A 19,433-nucleotide genomic window follows, 5' to 3' on the forward strand; every position below is an offset into this window, starting at 1 on the left:
AACCGATGATGCACCCTGTTCTAGCGCTTGCAGCACCAGCGCGCCAATCCGCCATCCTGATCGTCGACGATGCCCCCGACAGCCTCGGGCTGTTGCAGGACATGATGCGACAGCAGGGTTACCAGACGTTCGTGGCCAGCACCGGCAAGCGCGCACTCGACATCGCCATGCGCGTGCAGCCCGACCTGATCCTGCTCGACGTGATCCTGCCCGACCTCGACGGGCTGGAAATCTGCCGTCGCCTCAAGCGCGCGCCCGACACCGCCCACATCCCCATCATCTTCATCAGCGCCTGCGGCGAGACCGACGACATCGTGGCCGGTTTCGACACCGGCGCGGCCGACTATATCGCCAAGCCGGTGCGCATGGCCGAAGTCTGCGTGCGCGTGCGCGCCCAGCTGCGCCTGCGCAGCAGCAGCGACAACCAGAAGCAGCAGGCCGAACGCCTGCAACTGATTGTCGACGGCATGGATGAAGGCCTGATGCTGGTCGATGGCGACGGCCGTATCGCCTATGCCAACCCGGCCAGCGAAGGCTTCCTGGCGCAGACCTGCAGCCTGCTCGCCGGCCAGCCTCTGTGCGACCTGATCGAGCCGCCGGCGGCCCATGACTATGCCGCCTTCTTCGCCAACAAGCACGACGCGGCCGCCGCCGCCCGCTGCCGCGGCACACGCGAAGTGCTGTTGCGCCAGCCCGAAGGCGCGTTGCGCGCGATCGACCTGGGCCTGTCGCCGATGGCCGGCGACGAAGCGCTGTTCGTCATCCTGCTGCACGACATCACGCACCACAAGAAATCCGAGACGGCGCTGCAGCACGCGGCCCTGGTCGACCCGCTCACGCGCATCGCCAACCGGCGCCACTTCGACGCCTTTCTCGAGAAGGAATGGCAACGCGCGATCAGGAGCGGCCAGCCGCTGTCGCTGATCGTGATCGACGTCGACCATTTCAAGGGCTACAACGACAGCCTGGGCCACGCCGCCGGCGACACCTGCCTGCAGGCGATCGCCGAAGCGCTGCAATCGCACGCAATGCGCCCGACCGATCTGGCGGCGCGCTACGGCGGCGAGGAATTCGTCGTGCTGCTGGCCGATACCTGTTCATCGACCGCCGCGCGTCTGGGCGAAACGATCCGCGCCGACATCGAGCGCCTGGCCATGCCGAACCCGCGCACCGACGGCGCCGGCGTGGTCACGGCCAGCGTGGGCGTGGCCTGCATCGTGCCAACGATGTTCGACGACATCCGCTCGTTCTTCGTCTCGGCCGACCGGGCGATGTACGAGGCCAAGGCGCGTGGGCGCAACCAGGTGGTGTCGATGCAGGCGGGAGCGGTGTGGGAGCCGATGCTGGGTGGACGCGCGCACTGAGCGTTTGAATTGGCCCGCAACGCCAAAACGTCGTTCCAGCCCTCGCCGGGCGCCTTGGCTGGAACCCAAGTGAGCGACCAGGCCACAAGATACGTTTCGACTTGCAGCATTACTTGGGTTCCAGCCTCCGCTGGAACGACACGCTACGGCGGTACCCCATGCTGCGAGCGCCACAGGGCCACATACCGCTTCTCCTGCGCCTCCCACTGCGCATCGTCCCACCCCAATTCCTTCTGACAGATCGCGCGCACCCGCCCCAGCAGCGCCGCGCCGCCGTCCGGCAACTGGATGCCGAGGCGCGTGCGCCGCAGCAGCAGGTCATCGAGCTGGTACACCTGTTCGGCGCGCGCAGCCCAGCGCAGCTCGGCCCACAGCGTGTGCGTGCCCGGGATGCATTCCAGCTCGCCTGCATGCGCGGCCGAGAGCAGCGCCTTGACCTGCGCGCCATGGCGCCCCGTCAGGCGTCGCAGCACGTTCGGCGGCAGGTCGCGCCGCGGCGGCGCGCTGGCCCGGGCAAACACGGCGCCGCGCTCGGCGCGCAGCGGCCAGCCCGGCAACTGGCGCGCCGCCTCGCGCAGCACGTCGCGCGCGGCCAGGCGGAAGGTTGTCAGCGTGCCGCCCGCCACCGACACCAGGCCCGGCTCGGACCATACCAGGTACTCGCGCTTGTCGCTGATCGGCACGCCGTCGCTGCCGCTGTCGAACACCAGGCGCACGCCGGCGAACGTGGCCAGCACATCGGCGTCGGCCAGCACCGCTTGCGGAAACTGCGCCTGCAGCGCTGCCATCAGGTAGTCGCATTCGCGGCGCGTGATGCGCGCCTGGGCGTTGACCTCGGCCGCCTGGTCGATGTCGGTGGTGCCCACCAGCGTCACGCCCTCCCATGGGAAGGCAAACACCGGGCGCCCGTCGAGCGGGTGCAGCAGGCTGACCGCCTCGGTCAATGGCAAACGGTCGGCCGGCAGCACCAGGTGGCTGCCGCGCAGCCAGCGCAGGCGCGGCGCCTGGGCGCCGGTCAGCGCAGGTGGCGCGCCGGTGGCGTCGACTACCAGGCGTGCGCGCACTGCCGTCTCGAGCTTGCTGCGTTCGTCGCGCAGCAACGCGCCGTGCACCTTGCCGCCATCGCGCACGAGCGATTGCACGGTGACGTAATTGCAGGCCACCGCGCCATGGGCGCGCGCCTCGCCCAGCACGCGCAGCACCAGGCGCGCATCGTCCGTCTTGGCGTCGGTGTAGCGGATGCTGCCCGCGTGGCGCGGGTCGGGCGCATCCGGCGCCGGTTTGCGCAGCGCGTCCTGGCGCTGCCATTGTGGTTCGCGCCGGCCCGTGAGCAGGTCGACCACGCGCAGCATCGACAGCAGGCCCAGGCGGCGCGTGAGGTCGGCGCCATGGTTGGCGAACGCGAACGGCTGCGCATCGACCAGGCCGGGCGCTGCGCGCAGCAGTGCCTCGCGTTCGGCCACCGCATCGCGCGTGCGGCGCAGGCTGCCGGCAGCCAGGTAGCGCAGGCCGCCGTGCATCAATTTCGACGAGCGGCTCGAGGTGCCGCAGCCGAAATCGGCCTGCTCGACCAGCAGCGCCTTCAGGCCGCGGCGCGCCGCTTCGAGCAGGATGCCGGCGCCCGTGATGCCGCCACCGATCACGAGCACGTCCCAGTCGCGCGCGGGCGGGAAGGTCGTCATGGCGTCACCAGCTTGCCCGGATTCATGCGGCCCTCGGGATCGAAATGGCGAAACAGCGCGCCCATCGCGCCCAGGCCCAGCGCACCCTTCTCGGCCTCGAGCCACGCGCCGTGCAGTATGCCGATGCCGTGCTGGTGGCTGATGGTGCCGCCGCAGCCGACGATCGCGGCGGACACTTTGGCCTTGATCTGGCGCCAGCGCGCCAGGTCGGTCTCGTAGTCGCCTGCCAGCCGGTAGACGAACGTGGTGCAGACGCTGGCGCCTTGCTGGTACAGGCCGGGCAGGTGCGTGTAGGCGTGCACGCGCTCGCCGAAGGGCTCGAGCGCGGTCGCGGCGGCGCGCTCGATCGTGTCCACCGCCGCCGTGACGTGGGGCCAGTCGAGCGCTGTCTCGACGGTATCGACCGCATAGCCCAGCTGCCAGGCCGCGTTGCGCAGATAGGCGCCGCGAAAACGGTCGCGCCGCCAGCGCTCGCCCAATGAACGGCCAACGTGCACGCCGCGCTGGCGCCGCGCCAGCGTGATCGCCGCGCGCAACGCTTCGCGCGCCTGCGCCTTGATGCCGGTGGCGCCGATCAACAGCATGCACTTGTCGGGACCGCAGCCGCGCCAGCGCAGGAAGCGATCGATCAGCGCCGCCTGGCGCCCGGCGCCACCCATGGCCAGCAGCGTGCGCGTTTCGCTGGCGTTGGACAGCCGCAGCATTGACAGGCCGAGCCGCGTCTGGGCCAGCGCGCGCGTCGCGCGCGTCGCATGCGCCCAGTCCGGGAAGAACAAGGCATGGAACGCTTCATATTCGGGCAGGCAGCTGATGCGCACGGCCGCGTGGGTCAGCACGCCGATGCGGCCTTCGGAGCCGAGCACCATCTCGCGCAGGTCGATGCCGCTGCTCGATGCCGGAAAAGTCGGGATTGTCAGCGTGCCCGATGGCGTCTCGACGTGTCCGCCGGCGAACAGGGCCTCGATGCGGCCATAGCGCAGCGATTGCTGGCCGGACGAGCGGGTGGCGATCCAGCCGCCCAGCGTGGAGAACTCGAACGAGCGCGGATAGTGGCCCAGCGTGTAGCCGTGGGCACGCAACTGGGCTTCGAGTTCGGGACCGGTCACGCCGGCGCCAAAGCACGCCAGCAGCGCCTCGCGGTCGAGCGAGATCAGCGCGCGCATGCGGCTCATGTCCATGCTCAGCGTCGGGCGCTGACCGTTCCCGGCGCGAATCTCGGCACGATTGCCGGTGCTGTGGCCGACATCGAGGTGCCCGGCCACGCTGGTGCCGCCGCCGTATGGAATCACCACGGCGTCCAGGCTGGCGGCCAGGTCGAGCAGTTCGCGTACCTGGGCGGTCGATTCGGGAAAGGCGACACCGTCGGGCACGGCGCCCAGCCGACCGTGGCGCAGGCGCAGCCAGTCGGGCAGGCTCTGGCCGAGCGCATGGCGGGCGCGGACGGCGGGGCTGGCGTCGATCAGTGGGTGGTGCGGCAGACGGCCCGGCGGCACGGCGGCGCAGGCGGCGTCGAATGACGCGTCGAGCGGCGCGATGCCCCGACCCAACCGCGCCCCGAGAAAGGCCCGGGCCTCGCCCTCCAGTCGTACCTCGATTGACTCATCGCCCCAGCCGTTCCAACGCCGCATCAACTCTTTCCCATTATACTAGGCACAAGTTGCCCTTTTTGCCAGATTAGTCAGGGCCTTGCCAACTGTATTGCGCATTCATGACACCGCCTTGCTCGATCACGCCACACCCTGCCAATAACCCCCGCGTGACCGGCGCGTACCTCCAGACCCTGCTCGACACGGCCCGTGAACGCGGCGTCATGCTCGAGGCGCTTACGGCCGCGGCCGGCCTGCAACCCGGTGCGCTCGCCCCCCTTCCCGAGACCCTCCCGACAGCACGCTACATCGCCCTGCTCGATGCTGGCGCGCGGCTGGCGAACGATCCGTTCTTCGGCCTGCATGTTGGCGAGAAGGTGGGCCCGGCCACCTATAGCGCGTACGGCATGGTGCTGCTGGCCTGCAGCAGCTTCGGCCACGCGATGGAGCTCACCCAGCGCTACGAATCATTGGCGCACGACCTCGGCTGCAGCCGGCTGGCGATCGAGGGGCCGCACGCCATGTATGAATGGATCAGCCGCTATCCGGACGCCACGCGCCACCTGGCCGAGAGCGTGTACGCCGGCATTCGCGTGTTCGGCAGCTGGATGGCCGGGCGGCCGCTGATGCCGCACGCGATGCGCTTCCGGCACCGTGATCCCGGCCACGGCCACGGCGAATACCTGCGCGTGCTGGGCATCGCACCGAGCTTCGGCGCCGCTACCCACTGCGCCGCCTTCGACGTGGCGCTGCTGGCCATGCCGGTGCCGAATGCCGACACGAGCCTGTACCCGGTGCTGCACCAGCACGCCGAGCGCCTGCTGGCGCAGCGCGCCGTGCAGGCCGACGGCATCGTGGCGCGCTTGACGGCGACGCTCACGCGGCGCCTGCCCGATGGCGACGCGCGCCTGGCGCCGGTGGCGGCCGAGCTGGGCCTGTCGGCGCGCACACTGCAGCGCAAGCTGGCCGAGGCCGGATCGAACTTCCAGCAGGTGCTCGATGCCGTGCGCTTCGGGCTGGCGCAAGACTACCTGCGGCGGCGCGAGCTCGCGCTGGCCGACGTCGCCTTCTTGCTCGGGTTTCAGGACCAGAGCGCGTTCACCCACGCGTTTCGCGAGTGGAGCGGCACCAATCCGGGGGCGTGGCGCGATCAGGCCGCGTGAACGGAGCAACGCAACCGTAGGGTCGGCAGGTTTCTGCCGACGCGTCCAACCGCCGGTGGCGCCACCGGATCGCTGCCCATGAACAATCCCGCATATCCATAGTTGAAATCAATCGTTCTGCGCAGCGCGCGCCGAACCTACCATATCAACTCATCAACGCTCTGCCGTTATCGACGGCGAGCGCTGTCGGCTCGTTTGCCCGCCCGGCGCCGCCCTACTCCGGCGCCAGGCCCGCGGCCCGCCGGACCTCGATCCTGCCCTATCTGCACGATGTGTCGTCCTGCAACAAGTCACTCATCAACTCGGGAAAACCATCATGCAATCTACTGTGAACCTGCGCCGCCGGCGCATTGGCCTCGTCGTCGCCGGCGTTCTGGCAACGCTGTCGAACGCCCAGGCGAACGATACCTCTGCCCTGCCGGACAACCTGGTCGTGCAGACCGTGAACGTCAACGGCGAGCGCGAACGCGACGAGCGTGGCGCGCGCGGCGCCCTCGGCGACCGCGCCGATCTCGATACGCCGTTCGCCACTGCCAGCGTGGGCAGCGCGCAGATCGAAGACCGCCAGATCGCGTCGCTCGCCCAGGTGTTCGCCGACGACGCGTCGGTCACGTCGCAAGGCGGCACCTACACCCAGGCGGCGCACGCCGTGAACGTGCGCGGCCTGAGGCTGGACTTCACCAACGGCTACAAGATCGACGGTCAGCCGTTCCAGATGTTCGGCGTCGAATTGCCGCTCGAGACGGTCGAATCGGTGCAGCTGCTCAAGGGCGCCTCGGGCTTCCTGTATGGCTTCGCGGCGCCGGGCGGCATCATCAACTACATCACCAAGAAACCCACCAACGAGACCCTGCTCAGCGTTGACGCCGGCTGGTCCAGCGCGAGCCTCAAACGTGCCCACGTCGATGCGGGCGGGCGCTTCGGCGACGACAAGCGCTTCGGCTACCGCGCCAACCTGGCGCGCGAACAAGGCGGCACCTACAATGGCGCCGAGGTGAACCGCCAGGCGGCATCGGTGGCCCTCGACGCGCGCCTGACGAAAGACCTGGCCTGGAGCGCCAATTTCCTGTACCAGGAACGCGATATCGACGGCGCCGTGCCGACCATCTCGCTGCAGAACTACCCCGCCGGCACGCGCCTGCCGTCGCCGGTCGACGGCCGCAAGGACTTCGGCGCGTATGCCACCTCATACTACAACTCCACGCTGTGGATGGGCACCACGGCGCTCGACTGGCGCATCAACCGCGACTGGAAAGCCAGCCTGACCTACGGCCACACCGTCAAGCGCATCGACAGCGCCAACGAAACGCTGTACCTGACGAATGCCGCCGGCAATTACAGCAACCGCCTGGCGCCGTTCTACCGGCCCAACCTGACCTACGACGCGGTGCAGGCCAGCGCCGAAGGCAAGTTCTTTACCGGGCCGCTACGCCACCACGTGACCTTCGGCGCCGGCTGGCAAACGCTCGAGCGCACGCTCAATCCCGAATCGAACCTGAGCCTGTTCGGCCCGGCCACCGCCGGCAACCTGTACGCGCCGCCGCCGGTGCTGGTCGACACCTCGACGTTCGATCGCAGCGTGTTCTACACGATCTCGGAGTACACCCACAAATCGGTATTCGCCAGCGACACGATCGAATTCAACGACAACTGGTCGGTGCTGGCCGGCGCCCGCTACGTCGACTATGAAAACCTGAACTGGAACGCGCGCGGCGTGCAGACGTCGAGCTACAACAAGAAGCCCGTCTCGCCAACCGTCGCCCTACTCTACAAGCCGTCGTCCAACGCGACGTTCTACACCAGTTACGTCGAAGCACTGGAAGATGGCGGCACGGTCGGCACCACCTACGCCAACGCCAATGAAGTGCTGCCGCCGCTGACCAGCCGCCAGGCCGAACTGGGCGTCAAGGTCGACCAGGTGGGCTGGGCCGCGAACGCTGCGCTGTTTCGCGTCAAGCGCGGCGCCACCTACGCCGACTACAGCACGGATCCGCGCGGCGTCTTCACGCAGGCCGGTGAACTCGGCTACAAAGGACTGGAAATCAATGGCAGCGCCGACGTCACGCGCTGGCTGAAAGCCAATGGCGGCGTCACCTGGCTCGACGCCGAATACAAGGCCACGGCGCCCGCGCTGATCGGCAACCGGGTCGAAAGCACGCCGCGCTTCCAGGCGGTGCTCGGGCTCGAAGCGAAGGTGCCGCAACTCGCCGGCCTGTCGCTGCACGCCAACGCGAGCTACCTGGGCGAACAGGAAGCCAACAGCGCCAACACGATCCAGGTGCCGTCGCTCACGCTGTTCAACCTGGGCGGCGCCTGGCGCACGCGCCTGGACAACCGCGACCTGACCTTGCGCCTGCAGGTCAACAACGTGGCCGGCAAGGATTACTGGTATTCGGCAGGATCGAATTCGCTGCAGATCGGCGCGCCGCGCACGATCTCGTTCAACGCCCGCATCGACTTGTAAGAAAAAAGAAGGAGCATCGCATGACAAGACTGCCACATCAGGCCCTGGCGCTGACCATTCTGGCCACCCTGCTTGCCGCCTGCAACTCGGCGCCAACGAGCAGCAGCGTTGCGCACGTCCCGGCGAAACGCCCGAACATCCTGTTCATCATGGCCGACGACCTGGGCTACTCGGACATCGGGGCCTTTGGCGGCGAGATCGATACGCCCAACCTCGACGCCCTGGCGCGCGACGGCCGCCTGCTCGGCAACCACCACACGGGGCCCGTGTGCGCCATCACGCGCGCCATGCTCATTTCGGGCACCGACCATCACCTGGTCGGCATGGGTTCGCAAGGGGCCCCGCGCGACGAACGCCGTGGCGCGCCCGGCTACGAGGGCTACCTGACCGACAACGCCCTGTCGTTCGCCAACCTGCTGCAGGACGCCGGCTACCACACCTATATGGCCGGCAAATGGCACCTGGGCTTCGGCGAAGGTCGCGGCAAGACGCCCGACCGATGGGGCTTCGAGCGCAGCTACGCCCTGCTGCCGGGCGCGGCGCGCAACCACTTCGGCAACGAAGCGTCCGATGCGCGCAACTACGTCGAGGATGGCCGCCACGTGCAGCCGGGCGCGGGCTTCTATTCGACCGACTTCTATACCGACAAGCTGATCGCCTACATCGACGCCAACCGCGCCGACGGCAAGCCGTTCTTCGCCTACGCCGCCTACACGTCGCCGCACTGGCCGCTGCAGGTGCCGGAACCGTGGCTGAGCAAGTACAAGGGCCGCTACGACGCCGGCTACGATGCGGTCCGCAACGCGCGCATCGAACGCATGAAAACACTGGGCGTCATTCCGCCCGGTTTCACACCGTGGGCCGGCGCGCCCGATGCACCGACCCGCGCGCCGGCGTCAAGCAACAATGGCAAGCCGGAAGCACGCTACGTCAATGCGCTGGCCGGCGCCGACAAGGGCCACCTCGACCATGGCCCCGGCCGCGTCGACAAGCGCTGGGAAAGCCTGAGCCCGCTGGAGAAGAAAACCCAGATCCGCTACATGGAGATCTACGCCGGCATGGTCGATAACCTCGACCACAATATCGGCCGCCTGGTGCAGCACCTGAAGGCCATCGGCGAATACGACAACACCTTCATCCTGTTCCAGTCGGATAACGGCGCCGAAGGCTGGCCGGTCGATGGCGGCGCCGACCCGAAAGCCACGGACGAAGCCAATGCCGCGCCGGACGTCTACGCAAAGCTGGGCACCGACCAGGTCAAGCGCATCCAGTACGGCCTGCGCTGGGCCGAAGTGAGCGCGGCGCCGCTGCGCAACGTCAAGAGCATGCCGCACGAAGGGGGCGTATCGACGCCGCTGATCGCCAAGCTGCCGGGCCAATCGCAGAGCGTGGTTGGAAGCGCGCGGCCCGTCCTGCGCGAGTTTACGCATGTGACTGACAACGCCGCCACCTTCCTGGCGCTGGCCGGCGTCACCCCGCCGCAGCAAAAGGCGCCGGCCGACATCGATCCGGCCACCGGCATCGACCGCAACGCGAACAAGGTGCTCTACCAGGGCCGCGCCGTGTTCCCGATCAGCGGCACGTCGCTGCTGCCGCTGCTGAACGGGGCGGCGCTGGCGCCACGCGGTCTGCCGGCCGCCGGCGAGGCCTATGGCCGCGGTTATGTGTTCAGCGCCGACGGCCGCTGGAAGGCGGTGTTTGTCGAGCCGCCGCACGGGCCGAAAGACGGCCACTGGCAGCTGTACGACATCCGGCTTGATCGCGCCGAGAACCATGACGTGGCGGCGCGCCATCCGGAGGTGGTGGCGCAACTGGTCAAGCGCTGGCAGGACTATATGGCGCGGGTGGGCGGCGTCAATCCGTTGCGCCCGGCCAGCTTCTATTAAGGAGAGCTGCATTGACCAAGCTACTGCTGCCCCTGGCCGCGCTGGGCGCGATTGCCCTGGCCACGGTTGCCCTCGCACGAACAGTGCCGGCGACGCCCCCGCTCGCGCCTCTGGGCAACCCGTCCCTGTGCGCGGCCGGCAGCGGCCTGCCGCCGGGCTGGGGCCAGCAGCCGCATGCCGGGATGGTGCACGTTGCCGGCGGCGACTTCGTGTTCGGCAGCGCGGTCGGCTATCCCGACGAACAACCGGCCACGCCTGAACGGCAGCGCGTGGCGGGCTTCTGGATCGACCAGACCGAGGTCACCAATGCGCAATTCGCGGCGTTCGTGCGCGCCACCGGCTACGTCACCGAGGCCGAGCGCCAGGGTGCAGCGGTGGTGTTCCACACGCCCGACACCGACGAGCTGCAGCGCCGCCCGTACGCCTGGTGGCGCTATGCGCGCGGCGCGAGCTGGAAAGACCCGCAAGGCCCAGCTGCGCCAGCGCCGAACGCGCCGGTGACGCTGGTAACCCAGGCCGACGCGCTGGCCTACGCCCGTTGGCTCGGGCGTGACTTGCCGACCGAAGCCGAATGGGAATACGCGGCCAAGGCCGGACGCAGCGACGCGGGCCTGGACAGCGCGCCGGTCGATGCGCACGGCCGGCCCGACGCCAACTACTGGCAAGGCCCCTTTCCGCTGGCCGATGCGGCCGAGGACGGTCACGCGGGCCTGGCGCCGGTCGGCTGCTACCGCGCCAACGCCTTCAAGCTGCACGACATGATCGGCAATGCCTGGGAGTGGACGAAGGACGGCTACACCGGCCCGCGCCAGCCGCACATGAACGGCGACACGGCAGCGGTTGCGGCCAGCGCGACGGGGCGCACTGTCGCCAGAGCGCCGAACCAGCCGATGGTGATCAAGGGCGGCTCGTTCCTGTGCGCGCCGAGCTACTGCATGCGCTACCGGGCCTCGGCGCGCGAAGCGCAAGAGGCCGACCTGGGAGCTAGCCACATCGGGTTCAGGACGGTGCAGCGCGGGTCCTGATACGTCACAGCGCGAACGCTTCCAGAAACCCGCTACGTGCTAAACACAATACTCAGGGAAATCGCCACCGATTGGGTATCGGCGCGGGATACCCAAACAGTCCCACCCTGTCCTTCGCGCGCATTCCGCTTTTGAACATTTGCGCCATATCGGTCAGCAACGCACGATTGCTCCCAATGTAGTCATGCCCCATGAAATTAGTCCTGAGTGAAGATGTATCCACAAAATCGATACCATCAATCGTATCGACAATAGCGTCCGGATGCCCAAGTCGCAGACCGTTCATCCTCAAGCGGCTGTGATAAGCGATCGATGCCTTCAAGGCCTTGTCGTTTCTCGACGAGTAAATCGTCACCGGCATTTTCAATTCGTTGAACTTTGGCGCAATCTGGGTTTTAAAATTTTCCGGATCGATGTCGGGTGCGGCCAGAACTATCTGGGTAAACTTTTTGCTCAAGTCGCGGTGATTGGCAAACAGCGATTTCATCGCGTTTGTCGTGACCAGGTTACCCATGCTGTGCGCTATCACGAAGATTTGTTCTGCATCTGAGCGTTCGGCAAAGTCACGAAAGAATGCCTCGAGATGGGTAACCGATGCCTTTGCGTTGGTCAAATCTCGCCGGTATCCTCTGATCGTCGCAGCCGATGGCCAGCTATACATCACAGGAACGACAGGCAAATTGAGGTCTACCGCAATCTGGCCAGTCCGCCGCGCCGCGTCGTCAAACGAATTGTTATAACCGTGGATATAAACGAAGGCCGCTTTCGATGGAGTGCCGAGGGTGGCTCCGGAGACGCTAGAGAAGAACTGCTCCCTCGTCATCGGCCGCAACGGATGCAAAAGCACGTATCTCCGCACCTTGTCGTTGGTGAATTCTCCATACCAAGGCATCAGCGGAATGGAACCGAGCGGCCGATTTTCTGGCAGGCTCACTAGGACCGAGCCGTATGCCAGTGAGGCTGCAAGGTCGACGGGTTTCGCACCGAACGTTCTCCCGACGCGGGTACGGTTAGTGGCATAATAAACCCGGGTAAGTACCGCTCCATCAACCGGCGTAACGACAGAACCTGCTTGTGGTGCCGGTGCTGGGACTGGTGCTGGTGCTGGGACTGGCGTGGCTAGTGGATCCGTCGATCCCGCCTCCACCGGCCGGACTTCCCGGTCAACTGCTACCGGTGCTGGCGATGCCGGACGCGGCACCATATATTCATCGGATGGTGTTGCGCATCCGGCAAGCAGAATTGCCGCGAATACCTGTAATACCAGACCACGAAAAATCCTTGCTCCGTACCCGTTTTTCAACTCACGATTCGTGACCATATTTTCCTCTCAAGGTGGAAAGCCGTGATTCTGCGGGAGATAAATAATGTGGCGCGCCAATGCAAATATACCAATATTTAAACTGGCGTAAATACAATAGTTTCTGTCGTCGTGTGAATGCCACAGCGGTTGCAAGATGCGTCGCGCGCGTGCGCGCGCGGTCAACTCAACGGGTGGCGTCGTTCCCGGCCCGCCGCTCGCGGCCCAGCACGGATAAGGCGTCATCGACGACCGGCACGATCCCCAGTACGCACAGGAACGCCGCCAGCGGAATCGTCGACAGATACCCCAGGTGCTTGAAGCCCAGCGCGCCGACCACGCCGCCGATGCAGAACGCGCCCAGCAGCGCCAGCATCAGGGCCAGGCGGCCCAGGTTGGCCGTCACCTTCGGCTGGCGCCGGCCGCCATCCATATTCCAGTAGGCCATCTTGCCCAGCTCGATGCCGATGTCGGTGACGATGCCGGTCATGTGGGTGGTGCGGATTTCGGCATGCGATACCTTGGTGATGACGGCGTTCTGCAAGCCCATCATGAAGCACAGCAGCATCACGGTCAGCGGGATGAACAGCGTATCGATGTCGTTCAGGCGGGCGCCGAGGATGCCGAAGATCAGCAGCAGGATCGCCTCGAGCACCAGTGGCAGCGCGTAACCGCTGTGCAGACCCTGGCGCCGCACGACGTTCACGAGGACTGCCGTGCAGGCCGCGCCCAGCAGGAAACTGAGCAAGGCGCCGATCGCCGCCAGCACCAGGTCGGTCTGGCCCAGGACCAGGTGGTCGGCCGCGCTCGAGACAATCCCGGTCATGTGCGACGTGTATTCGCGCACCGCCAGGTAGCCCCCGGCATTGATCGCCCCGGCCACGAAGGCCAGCGCCACGCCCAGGTGGCGGTTGGCGCCGGGGGTGCGGTCGTGTCCAGTCAGGCTGCGCGCGTAATTGATCGGCACGGCGGATCGGCTTTCGGCGTAAAAACGCGGGTTGGTATTGATGCTAGATGTTACCGCAAATCACTTTAAGCGCACGCCCCGTACGGGCGATTGGTGGCGCTATAATGAAAAATTAGCGAAAAGCGCACACTGGTATCGCCGTGAATCCCCATCTCGACAAACTCCATTCCTACCCGTTCGAAAAACTGCGCCAGTTGTTTGCCGGCGTGACCCCGCATCCGGACTACGCGCCGATCAGCCTGGGTATTGGCGAACCGAAGCATCCCACGCCCGCGTTCATCGAAAAGGCGCTGATGCATGCGGTATCGGGCCTGGCCAGTTATCCGAGCACGATCGGCAGCGAACCTCTGCGCACCGCGATCGCCGGCTGGCTTGAACGGCGCTACGGCTTGCCGGCGCTGGACGCGGCCACGATGGTGCTGCCGGTGAACGGCTCGCGCGAAGCGCTGTTCGCCATCGCCCAGTGCGCGATCGACGCGTCGAGGCCCGACGCCCTGGTGATGTGCCCGAACCCGTTCTACCAGATCTACGAAGGCGCCGCCTACCTGGCCGGCGCCACGCCGTGGTTCGTCAATTCGGAACCTGGCCGCAATTTCGCGCCCGACTATGCCGGCGTGCCGGCTGATGTCTGGCCACGCGTGCAGCTGATGTACGTCTGCTCGCCCGGCAACCCCACCGGCGCCACGCTCACACTGGACGACTGGCGCGAGCTGTTCGCGCTGGCGGACCGCTGGGGCTTTTTGATCGCGGCCGACGAATGCTATTCCGAGATCTACACCGGCAGCGCGCCGCCACTGGGCGCGCTGGAAGCGGCGCACCAGCTGGGCCGCAGCAGCGGCGAGCAACCGTACCGCAACCTGATCGTGTTCTCGAGCCTGTCGAAGCGCTCGAACGTGCCGGGCATGCGCTCGGGCTTCGTGGCGGGCGATCCGGTGGCGATGAAGCGCTTCCTTCTGTACCGCACCTACTGCGGCGGCGCGATGTCGCCACCGGTGCAGGCGGCGTCGATCGCGGCCTGGAACGACGAGCAGCACGTGCAGGACAACCGCGCGCTGTACAAGGAAAAATTCAGTCTCATCACCCCGCTGCTCAAGAAGGTGATGGATGTCGAACTGCCCGACGCCGGCTTTTACCTGTGGGCCGACGTGCGCCGCACGGGCCTGTCGGATGTCGACTTCGCACGGCGCCTGTACGCCGATTATAATGTCACGGTCCTTCCGGGCAGCTACCTGGCGCGCGATGCGCACGGGCAGAACCCGGGCCGGGACCGCATCCGCATGGCCCTGGTGGCCGGCGTCGACGAAGGACTGGAAGCGGCGAACCGCATCGTCCAGTTCTGCCAGGGCCTCGCCTAGCGTCCGATTTTTTGCAATCAATCCAACCAAGACCAGCATCATGACCCAACAACTCCAGAACATCATCGACACCGCCTGGGAACAGCGCGCCGACATCAGCCCAGCCAGCGCCAACGCCGAACTGCGCGAGGCAGTGGCCCACGTGCTCGCCGGCCTCGACAACGGCAGCCTGCGCGTGGCCCAGAAAGACACCGGCGCCTGGGTCGTGAACGGGTGGATCAAGAAGGCCGTGCTGTTGTCGTTCCGCCTCGAGAACAACGTGCAGGTCGCATCGGGAGACATCCAGTTCTACGACAAGGTGCCGACCAAGTTCGCCGACTACACGCCAGAAGATTTTGCACGCGGTGGTTTCCGTGTCGTGCCGCCGGCGGTTGCCCGTCGCGGCAGCTTCATCGGCAAGAACGTGGTCTTGATGCCGTCGTACGTCAACATCGGCGCCTACGTCGATGAAGGCACGATGGTCGACACCTGGGCCACGGTCGGTTCGTGCGCGCAGATCGGCAAGAATGTCCACCTGTCGGGCGGCGTCGGCATCGGCGGCGTGCTCGAACCGATGCAGGCCAATCCGACCATCATCGAAGACAACTGCTTCATCGGCGCGCGTTCCGAGATCGTCGAAGGCGTGATCGTCGAAGAGAACTCGGTGATCTCGATGGGCGTGTACATTGGCCAGTCGACCAAGATCTATGACCGCGCCACCGGCGAAGTGACGTATGGCCGCGTGCCATCCGGTTCGGTCGTGGTCTCGGGCAGCCTGCCGTCCGCCGATGGCAAGTACAGCCTGTACTGCGCCGTGATCGTCAAGCGTGTCGATGCGCAGACGCGCTCGAAGACGGCGATCAACGATCTGCTGCGCGGTGACTGATTGCTTTCATGACGCGTTTTTGAACCACCCCGACTCACGGAGAAGAAGCCATGGCCATGGACCGCCTGTTCCACCTGATGAAAGAGAAGAACGCGTCCGACATGTTCTTCGCCGTGAACTCGCCGGTGCACATCAAGATCAACGGTGCGCTCATCCCCATCAACCAGCACCGCCTCGAACCCGAGAACATTCTCTCGCTGCTGTCCGAGATCGCCACGCCGGAACAGATCGATGAACTCCAGCGCGACAATGAATTGAACATGGGTGTCTCGGTCGCGAACGTGGGCCGTTTTCGCCTGTCGGCGTTCCGCCAGCGCGGCTCGATCTCGGCCGTGTTCCGCTTCATCCCGTTCACCATCCCGCCACTTGCCGAACTCGGTCTGCCGTCGGTGCTGTCCGAACTGATCATGGAAAAGCGGGGCCTGATGCTGATCGTGGGCGCCACCGGCTCTGGCAAATCGACCACCATTGCGTCGATGCTCGACCATCGCAACGAAATACGCACCGGGCATATCCTCACATTGGAAGACCCGATCGAGTACCTCTTCAAGAACAAGAAATCGATCGTCAACCAACGCGAGATCGGCAGCGACACCCACGACTTCGGCATCGCGCTGAAGAACTCGATGCGCCAGGCGCCCGATTGCATCCTGATCGGCGAAATCCGCGATCGCGAAACGATGGCTGCGGCTCTGGCCTACGCCCAGTCCGGCCACCTGGTACTGGCCACGCTGCACGCGAACAACAGCTACAACGCCCTCAATCGCATCATCAGCTTCTACCCGATGGACAACCGCAACGCGCTGCTGCAAGACCTGGCATCGAGCGTGAAGGCGATCGTCTCGCAGCGGCTCGTGAAAGCGGCTGGCGGCGGTGCGCGCCGCGCGGCGGTGGAAGTCATGCTCAACACCCGCTACATCGCCGACCTGATCGAACAGGGCGAAATCAGCCAGATCAAGGAAGCGATGGACAAGAGCCTGTCGCCCGGCTCGCAATCGTTCGAAGGCGCGCTGTTCCACCTGATCAAGGAGGGCCATGTGACGCAGGACGAAGGCCTGGCCAACGCCGATTCGGCCACCAACCTGCTATGGCTGCTCAACAACGGGCCCGATAGCCAGGTCCAGCAGCAGCTTGACGACAAGGCGGGTGAGCCCAAGGGCGGCGCGTCGTTTACCGAGTTTACACTCAACGCCTGATTTTCCTGAATCTGCGGGCGGCGCTGCCGCCCGCTTTTTTACTTTCCCCCCATGACGACTACCCTCTACGGCATCCCCAATTGCGACACCGTCAAGAAAGCCCGCACCTGGCTGCAAGACAATGCCATCGACTTCACCTTCCACGATTTCAAGAAGCAGGGCCTCACCCCTGAGCTGGTGAAGGGCTGGCTGCAAGACCTCGACTGGGAAACGCTGGTCAACCGCAAGGGCACCACCTGGCGCAATCTGCCGGACGAGCGCAAGGCGTCGATTGTCGATGCCGACAGCGCGCTGGCGCTGATGCTCGAGAACCCCTCGGTGATCAAGCGCCCGGTCCTGCAAGGTGCCGGGCCGGTCTCGGTCGGTTTCTCGCCCGCTGCATTTGCCGGCAAATTCGAGGCGATCAAGTGAAATCCTCGCGCACCCTGCTCCTGACCGAAGCGCTGATCGCGCTCGACTCGATCACGCCGCAGGACAAGGGGTGTCAAACCCGCCTGATCGAGTTGCTTGCGCCGCTGGGCTTCGTGTGCGAAACGATCGAATCGAACGGCGTGACCAATCTGTGGGCGCGAAAAGGCGTCCAAGCGCCGCTGTTCGTGTTTGCCGGCCACACCGACGTGGTGCCGGCCGGCCCGCTGCACCAGTGGGAATCCGGCCCGTTCACGCCCACGCAGCGCGACGGCAAGCTGTTCGGGCGCGGCGCGTCCGACATGAAGACGTCGATCGCGGCGATGGTCGTCGCCTGCGAAGAGTTCATCAACGCCCACCCCGAACACCGCGGCTCGATCGCCTTCTTGATCACCAGCGACGAGGAAGGCCCGGCCGTCGACGGCACCGCCATCGTGTGCGACCTGCTCGAAGAACGCGGCGTGACGCTCGATTACTGCCTGGTAGGCGAGCCGACCTCGAACCACGTGCTGGGCGACACGATCAAGAATGGCCGCCGCGGTTCGCTGTCGGGCCACCTGACGGTCAAGGGCATCCAGGGCCACATCGCCTACCCGCAACTAGCGCGCAACCCGATCCACCAGGCCGCGCCGGCACTGGCCGAACTGACGCTGGAAGTCTGGGACGAGGGCAACGAGTACTACGCGCCGACCAGCTGGCAAGTGTCGAACATCGCCGCCGGCACCGGCGCCAACAATGTGATCCCGGGCAGTCTGAGCCTGGACTTCAACTTCCGCTTTTCCACCGCCAGCACGGCCGAAGGCCTGCAGGCGCGGGTACATGCGATCCTCGACCGCCATGGCCTGGATTACGATCTGGACTGGACCTTGTCGGGCCTGCCCTACCTGACCGAGAAAGGCACGCTGTCGGACGCCGTCTGTGGCGCAATCGCCGACGAACTGGGCGTGCAGGCCGAACTGTCGACCACCGGCGGGACCTCGGATGGCCGCTTCATCGCCCGCATCTGCCCTCAGGTGATAGAATTCGGCCCACCGAATGCCAGCATCCACAAGATCGACGAGCATATCGAACTGCGCTACATCGATCCCCTGAAGAACATCTATCGCCGCACGCTCCAGCGCCTGCTGGCCGACTGACGCTTTATAACCAAACATCCAGGCCATGACCACCACCTCATTTTCCACGCCGCGCGACCTGCTGCGCTATGCGATCACCCGTTTCAACGGCGCCAAGCTGTTCTTCGGCCACGGCAGCGTCGAAGCCTTCGACGAAGCCGCCTACCTGATCCTGCACACGCTCAAGCTGCCGCTGGATCGCCTGGAGCCGTTCCTCGACGCGAAGCTGCTGGCCGATGAAGTGCTGCAGGTGCTGGCCGTGATCGAGCGCCGCGTGACCGAGCGCGTGCCGGCCGCCTACATCACCAAGGAAGCGTGGCTGGGCGAATACCGCTTCTACGTCGACGAACGCGTGCTGGTGCCGCGCTCGTTCATCGCCGAACTGATTCCGCAGCAGTTCAGCCCATGGCTGGTCGATCCGGATGGCGTGGAAAACGTGCTGGAACTGTGCACCGGCAGCGGCTGCCTGGCGATCATGATGGCCGACACCTTCCCCAACGCGGTGGTCGATGCGATCGACATCTCGAAGGACGCACTGGCCGTGGCCGAGACCAATATCCGCGAATACAAACTCGAAGGGCGCGTGAACCCGATCGAGTCCGACCTGTACGAGAACGTGCCGTTCAAGAAGTATGACCTGATCATTACCAACCCGCCGTACGTGAACGCCGAATCGATGCGCACGCTGCCGCAAGAGTACATGGTCGAGCCGCAGATCGCGCTGGCCGGCGGCGAGGACGGCATGGACCTGGTGCGCAAGATCATCGCCGGCGCCGCCGAGCGCCTGACGCCGGAAGGCATCCTGGTGGTTGAAATCGGCAACGAGCGCGAATACGCCGAAGCCGCGTTCGGCCATTTGGGCCTGACCTGGCTGACCACGAGCATCGGCGACGATGCGGTGTTCCTGCTGACGGCCGAACAACTGCAAAGCGCGCAGTAATATCGCACCACGCCAACGTGCGTTCACCGTTGGCGTCGGAACGTCGTCCCCGCGAAGGCGCACTGCTGTCCGGAATAATCTTGTTGACTGTCGCATCAGAATAGACATCCCTGATTT

Annotated in this window: 15 protein-coding genes; 11 read left to right on the forward strand and 4 right to left on the reverse strand. The window is 65.9% G+C overall.

All coding sequences use genetic code 11. The annotated features are described in order from the left end of the window. Positions 1–8: 8 nt before the first annotated feature. A complete protein-coding gene (locus AB2N08_RS21330; protein ID WP_367612909.1) occupies positions 9–1,364 on the forward strand; it encodes a diguanylate cyclase in 1,356 nt (451 codons plus the stop codon). Between the two features lie 143 nt (positions 1,365–1,507). On the opposite strand, the gene AB2N08_RS21335 is transcribed toward AB2N08_RS21330, so the two are convergent. Both AB2N08_RS21335 and AB2N08_RS21340 read right to left on the reverse strand, forming a co-directional pair. Continuing rightward, positions 1,508–3,046 (reverse strand): glycerol-3-phosphate dehydrogenase/oxidase, encoded by a 1,539-nt coding sequence (locus tag AB2N08_RS21335; protein ID WP_367612910.1) that lies wholly within the window; start codon positions 3,044–3,046, stop codon positions 1,508–1,510. Then, a complete protein-coding gene (locus AB2N08_RS21340) occupies positions 3,043–4,674 on the reverse strand; it encodes an FAD-binding oxidoreductase (protein WP_367612911.1) in 1,632 nt (543 codons plus the stop codon). Before AB2N08_RS21340 ends, AB2N08_RS21335 begins: the two co-directional genes overlap by 4 nt. Before the next feature lie 80 nt (positions 4,675–4,754). Between AB2N08_RS21340 and AB2N08_RS21345 the strand changes: the two genes are divergently transcribed. From AB2N08_RS21345 to AB2N08_RS21360, 4 genes are all read left to right on the forward strand, one after another. Beyond that, positions 4,755–5,795, forward strand: coding sequence for an AraC family transcriptional regulator (locus tag AB2N08_RS21345; protein WP_367612912.1), 1,041 nt, complete (start codon positions 4,755–4,757; stop codon positions 5,793–5,795). A gap of 316 nt (positions 5,796–6,111) precedes the next feature. Next, positions 6,112–8,259 (forward strand): TonB-dependent siderophore receptor, encoded by a 2,148-nt coding sequence (locus tag AB2N08_RS21350; RefSeq protein ID WP_367612913.1) that lies wholly within the window; start codon positions 6,112–6,114, stop codon positions 8,257–8,259. A gap of 20 nt (positions 8,260–8,279) precedes the next feature. Beyond that, positions 8,280–10,145 carry an arylsulfatase gene (locus tag AB2N08_RS21355; protein WP_367612914.1) on the forward strand — a complete coding sequence of 622 codons (1,866 nt, stop codon included), beginning with the start codon at positions 8,280–8,282 and terminating at the stop codon, positions 10,143–10,145. Positions 10,146–10,186: 41 nt separating this feature from the next. After that, positions 10,187–11,170, forward strand: a complete 984-nt coding sequence (locus tag AB2N08_RS21360; protein ID WP_367612923.1) for an SUMF1/EgtB/PvdO family nonheme iron enzyme — start codon at positions 10,187–10,189, stop codon at positions 11,168–11,170. 52 nt (positions 11,171–11,222) lie between these two features. On the opposite strand, the gene AB2N08_RS21365 is transcribed toward AB2N08_RS21360, so the two are convergent. After that, a complete protein-coding gene (locus AB2N08_RS21365; protein ID WP_367612915.1) occupies positions 11,223–12,491 on the reverse strand; it encodes an alpha/beta hydrolase in 1,269 nt (422 codons plus the stop codon). Positions 12,492–12,657: 166 nt separating this feature from the next. Further along, a complete protein-coding gene (locus AB2N08_RS21370) occupies positions 12,658–13,437 on the reverse strand; it encodes a YoaK family protein (RefSeq protein WP_367612916.1) in 780 nt (259 codons plus the stop codon). Positions 13,438–13,577: 140 nt separating this feature from the next. Between AB2N08_RS21370 and dapC the strand changes: the two genes are divergently transcribed. From dapC to prmB, 6 genes are read left to right on the forward strand one after another with little or no spacing between them, the layout of a single operon-like run. Next, complete coding sequence (dapC, locus tag AB2N08_RS21375) at positions 13,578–14,792, forward strand: succinyldiaminopimelate transaminase (RefSeq protein WP_367612917.1); 1,215 nt, start codon at positions 13,578–13,580, stop codon at positions 14,790–14,792. A 40-nt stretch (positions 14,793–14,832) separates the two neighbouring features. Beyond that, positions 14,833–15,657 (forward strand): 2,3,4,5-tetrahydropyridine-2,6-dicarboxylate N-succinyltransferase, encoded by an 825-nt coding sequence (gene dapD / locus AB2N08_RS21380; RefSeq protein ID WP_367612918.1) that lies wholly within the window; start codon positions 14,833–14,835, stop codon positions 15,655–15,657. Positions 15,658–15,707: 50 nt separating this feature from the next. Further along, positions 15,708–16,853, forward strand: a complete 1,146-nt coding sequence (locus tag AB2N08_RS21385) for a PilT/PilU family type 4a pilus ATPase (RefSeq protein WP_367612919.1) — start codon at positions 15,708–15,710, stop codon at positions 16,851–16,853. A 51-nt stretch (positions 16,854–16,904) separates the two neighbouring features. Continuing rightward, positions 16,905–17,264 carry an ArsC family reductase gene (locus AB2N08_RS21390; protein ID WP_367612920.1) on the forward strand — a complete coding sequence of 120 codons (360 nt, stop codon included), beginning with the start codon at positions 16,905–16,907 and terminating at the stop codon, positions 17,262–17,264. Then, positions 17,261–18,397 (forward strand): succinyl-diaminopimelate desuccinylase, encoded by a 1,137-nt coding sequence (gene dapE / locus AB2N08_RS21395; RefSeq protein ID WP_367612921.1) that lies wholly within the window; start codon positions 17,261–17,263, stop codon positions 18,395–18,397. Before AB2N08_RS21390 ends, dapE begins: the two co-directional genes overlap by 4 nt. Before the next feature lie 25 nt (positions 18,398–18,422). Next, on the forward strand, positions 18,423–19,316 hold the full coding sequence (gene prmB / locus AB2N08_RS21400) for a 50S ribosomal protein L3 N(5)-glutamine methyltransferase (protein WP_367612922.1): 894 nt from the start codon (positions 18,423–18,425) through the stop codon (positions 19,314–19,316). Positions 19,317–19,433 lie beyond the last annotated feature (117 nt).

The organism is Massilia aurea (assembly GCF_040790145.1).
GTDB classification, from domain to species: Bacteria; Pseudomonadota; Gammaproteobacteria; order Burkholderiales; family Burkholderiaceae_D; genus Telluria; species Telluria aurea_C.

What these genes read in the sequence shown, in the direction of transcription:
- AB2N08_RS21355 (WP_367612914.1), top strand. Translation starts at nt 8,280, where the DNA reads ATGACAAGACTGCCACATCAGGCCCTGGCGCTGACCATTCTGGCCACC.
- AB2N08_RS21330 (WP_367612909.1), top strand. Translation starts at nt 9, where the DNA reads ATGCACCCTGTTCTAGCGCTTGCAGCACCAGCGCGCCAATCCGCCATC.
- AB2N08_RS21340 (WP_367612911.1), bottom strand. Translation starts at nt 4,674, where the DNA reads ATGCGGCGTTGGAACGGCTGGGGCGATGAGTCAATCGAGGTACGACTG.
- prmB (WP_367612922.1), top strand. Translation starts at nt 18,423, where the DNA reads ATGACCACCACCTCATTTTCCACGCCGCGCGACCTGCTGCGCTATGCG.
- AB2N08_RS21385 (WP_367612919.1), top strand. Translation starts at nt 15,708, where the DNA reads ATGGCCATGGACCGCCTGTTCCACCTGATGAAAGAGAAGAACGCGTCC.
- dapD (WP_367612918.1), top strand. Translation starts at nt 14,833, where the DNA reads ATGACCCAACAACTCCAGAACATCATCGACACCGCCTGGGAACAGCGC.
- AB2N08_RS21345 (WP_367612912.1), top strand. Translation starts at nt 4,755, where the DNA reads ATGACACCGCCTTGCTCGATCACGCCACACCCTGCCAATAACCCCCGC.
- AB2N08_RS21350 (WP_367612913.1), top strand. Translation starts at nt 6,112, where the DNA reads ATGCAATCTACTGTGAACCTGCGCCGCCGGCGCATTGGCCTCGTCGTC.
- AB2N08_RS21335 (WP_367612910.1), bottom strand. Translation starts at nt 3,046, where the DNA reads ATGACGACCTTCCCGCCCGCGCGCGACTGGGACGTGCTCGTGATCGGT.
- AB2N08_RS21365 (WP_367612915.1), bottom strand. Translation starts at nt 12,491, where the DNA reads ATGGTCACGAATCGTGAGTTGAAAAACGGGTACGGAGCAAGGATTTTT.
- AB2N08_RS21390 (WP_367612920.1), top strand. Translation starts at nt 16,905, where the DNA reads ATGACGACTACCCTCTACGGCATCCCCAATTGCGACACCGTCAAGAAA.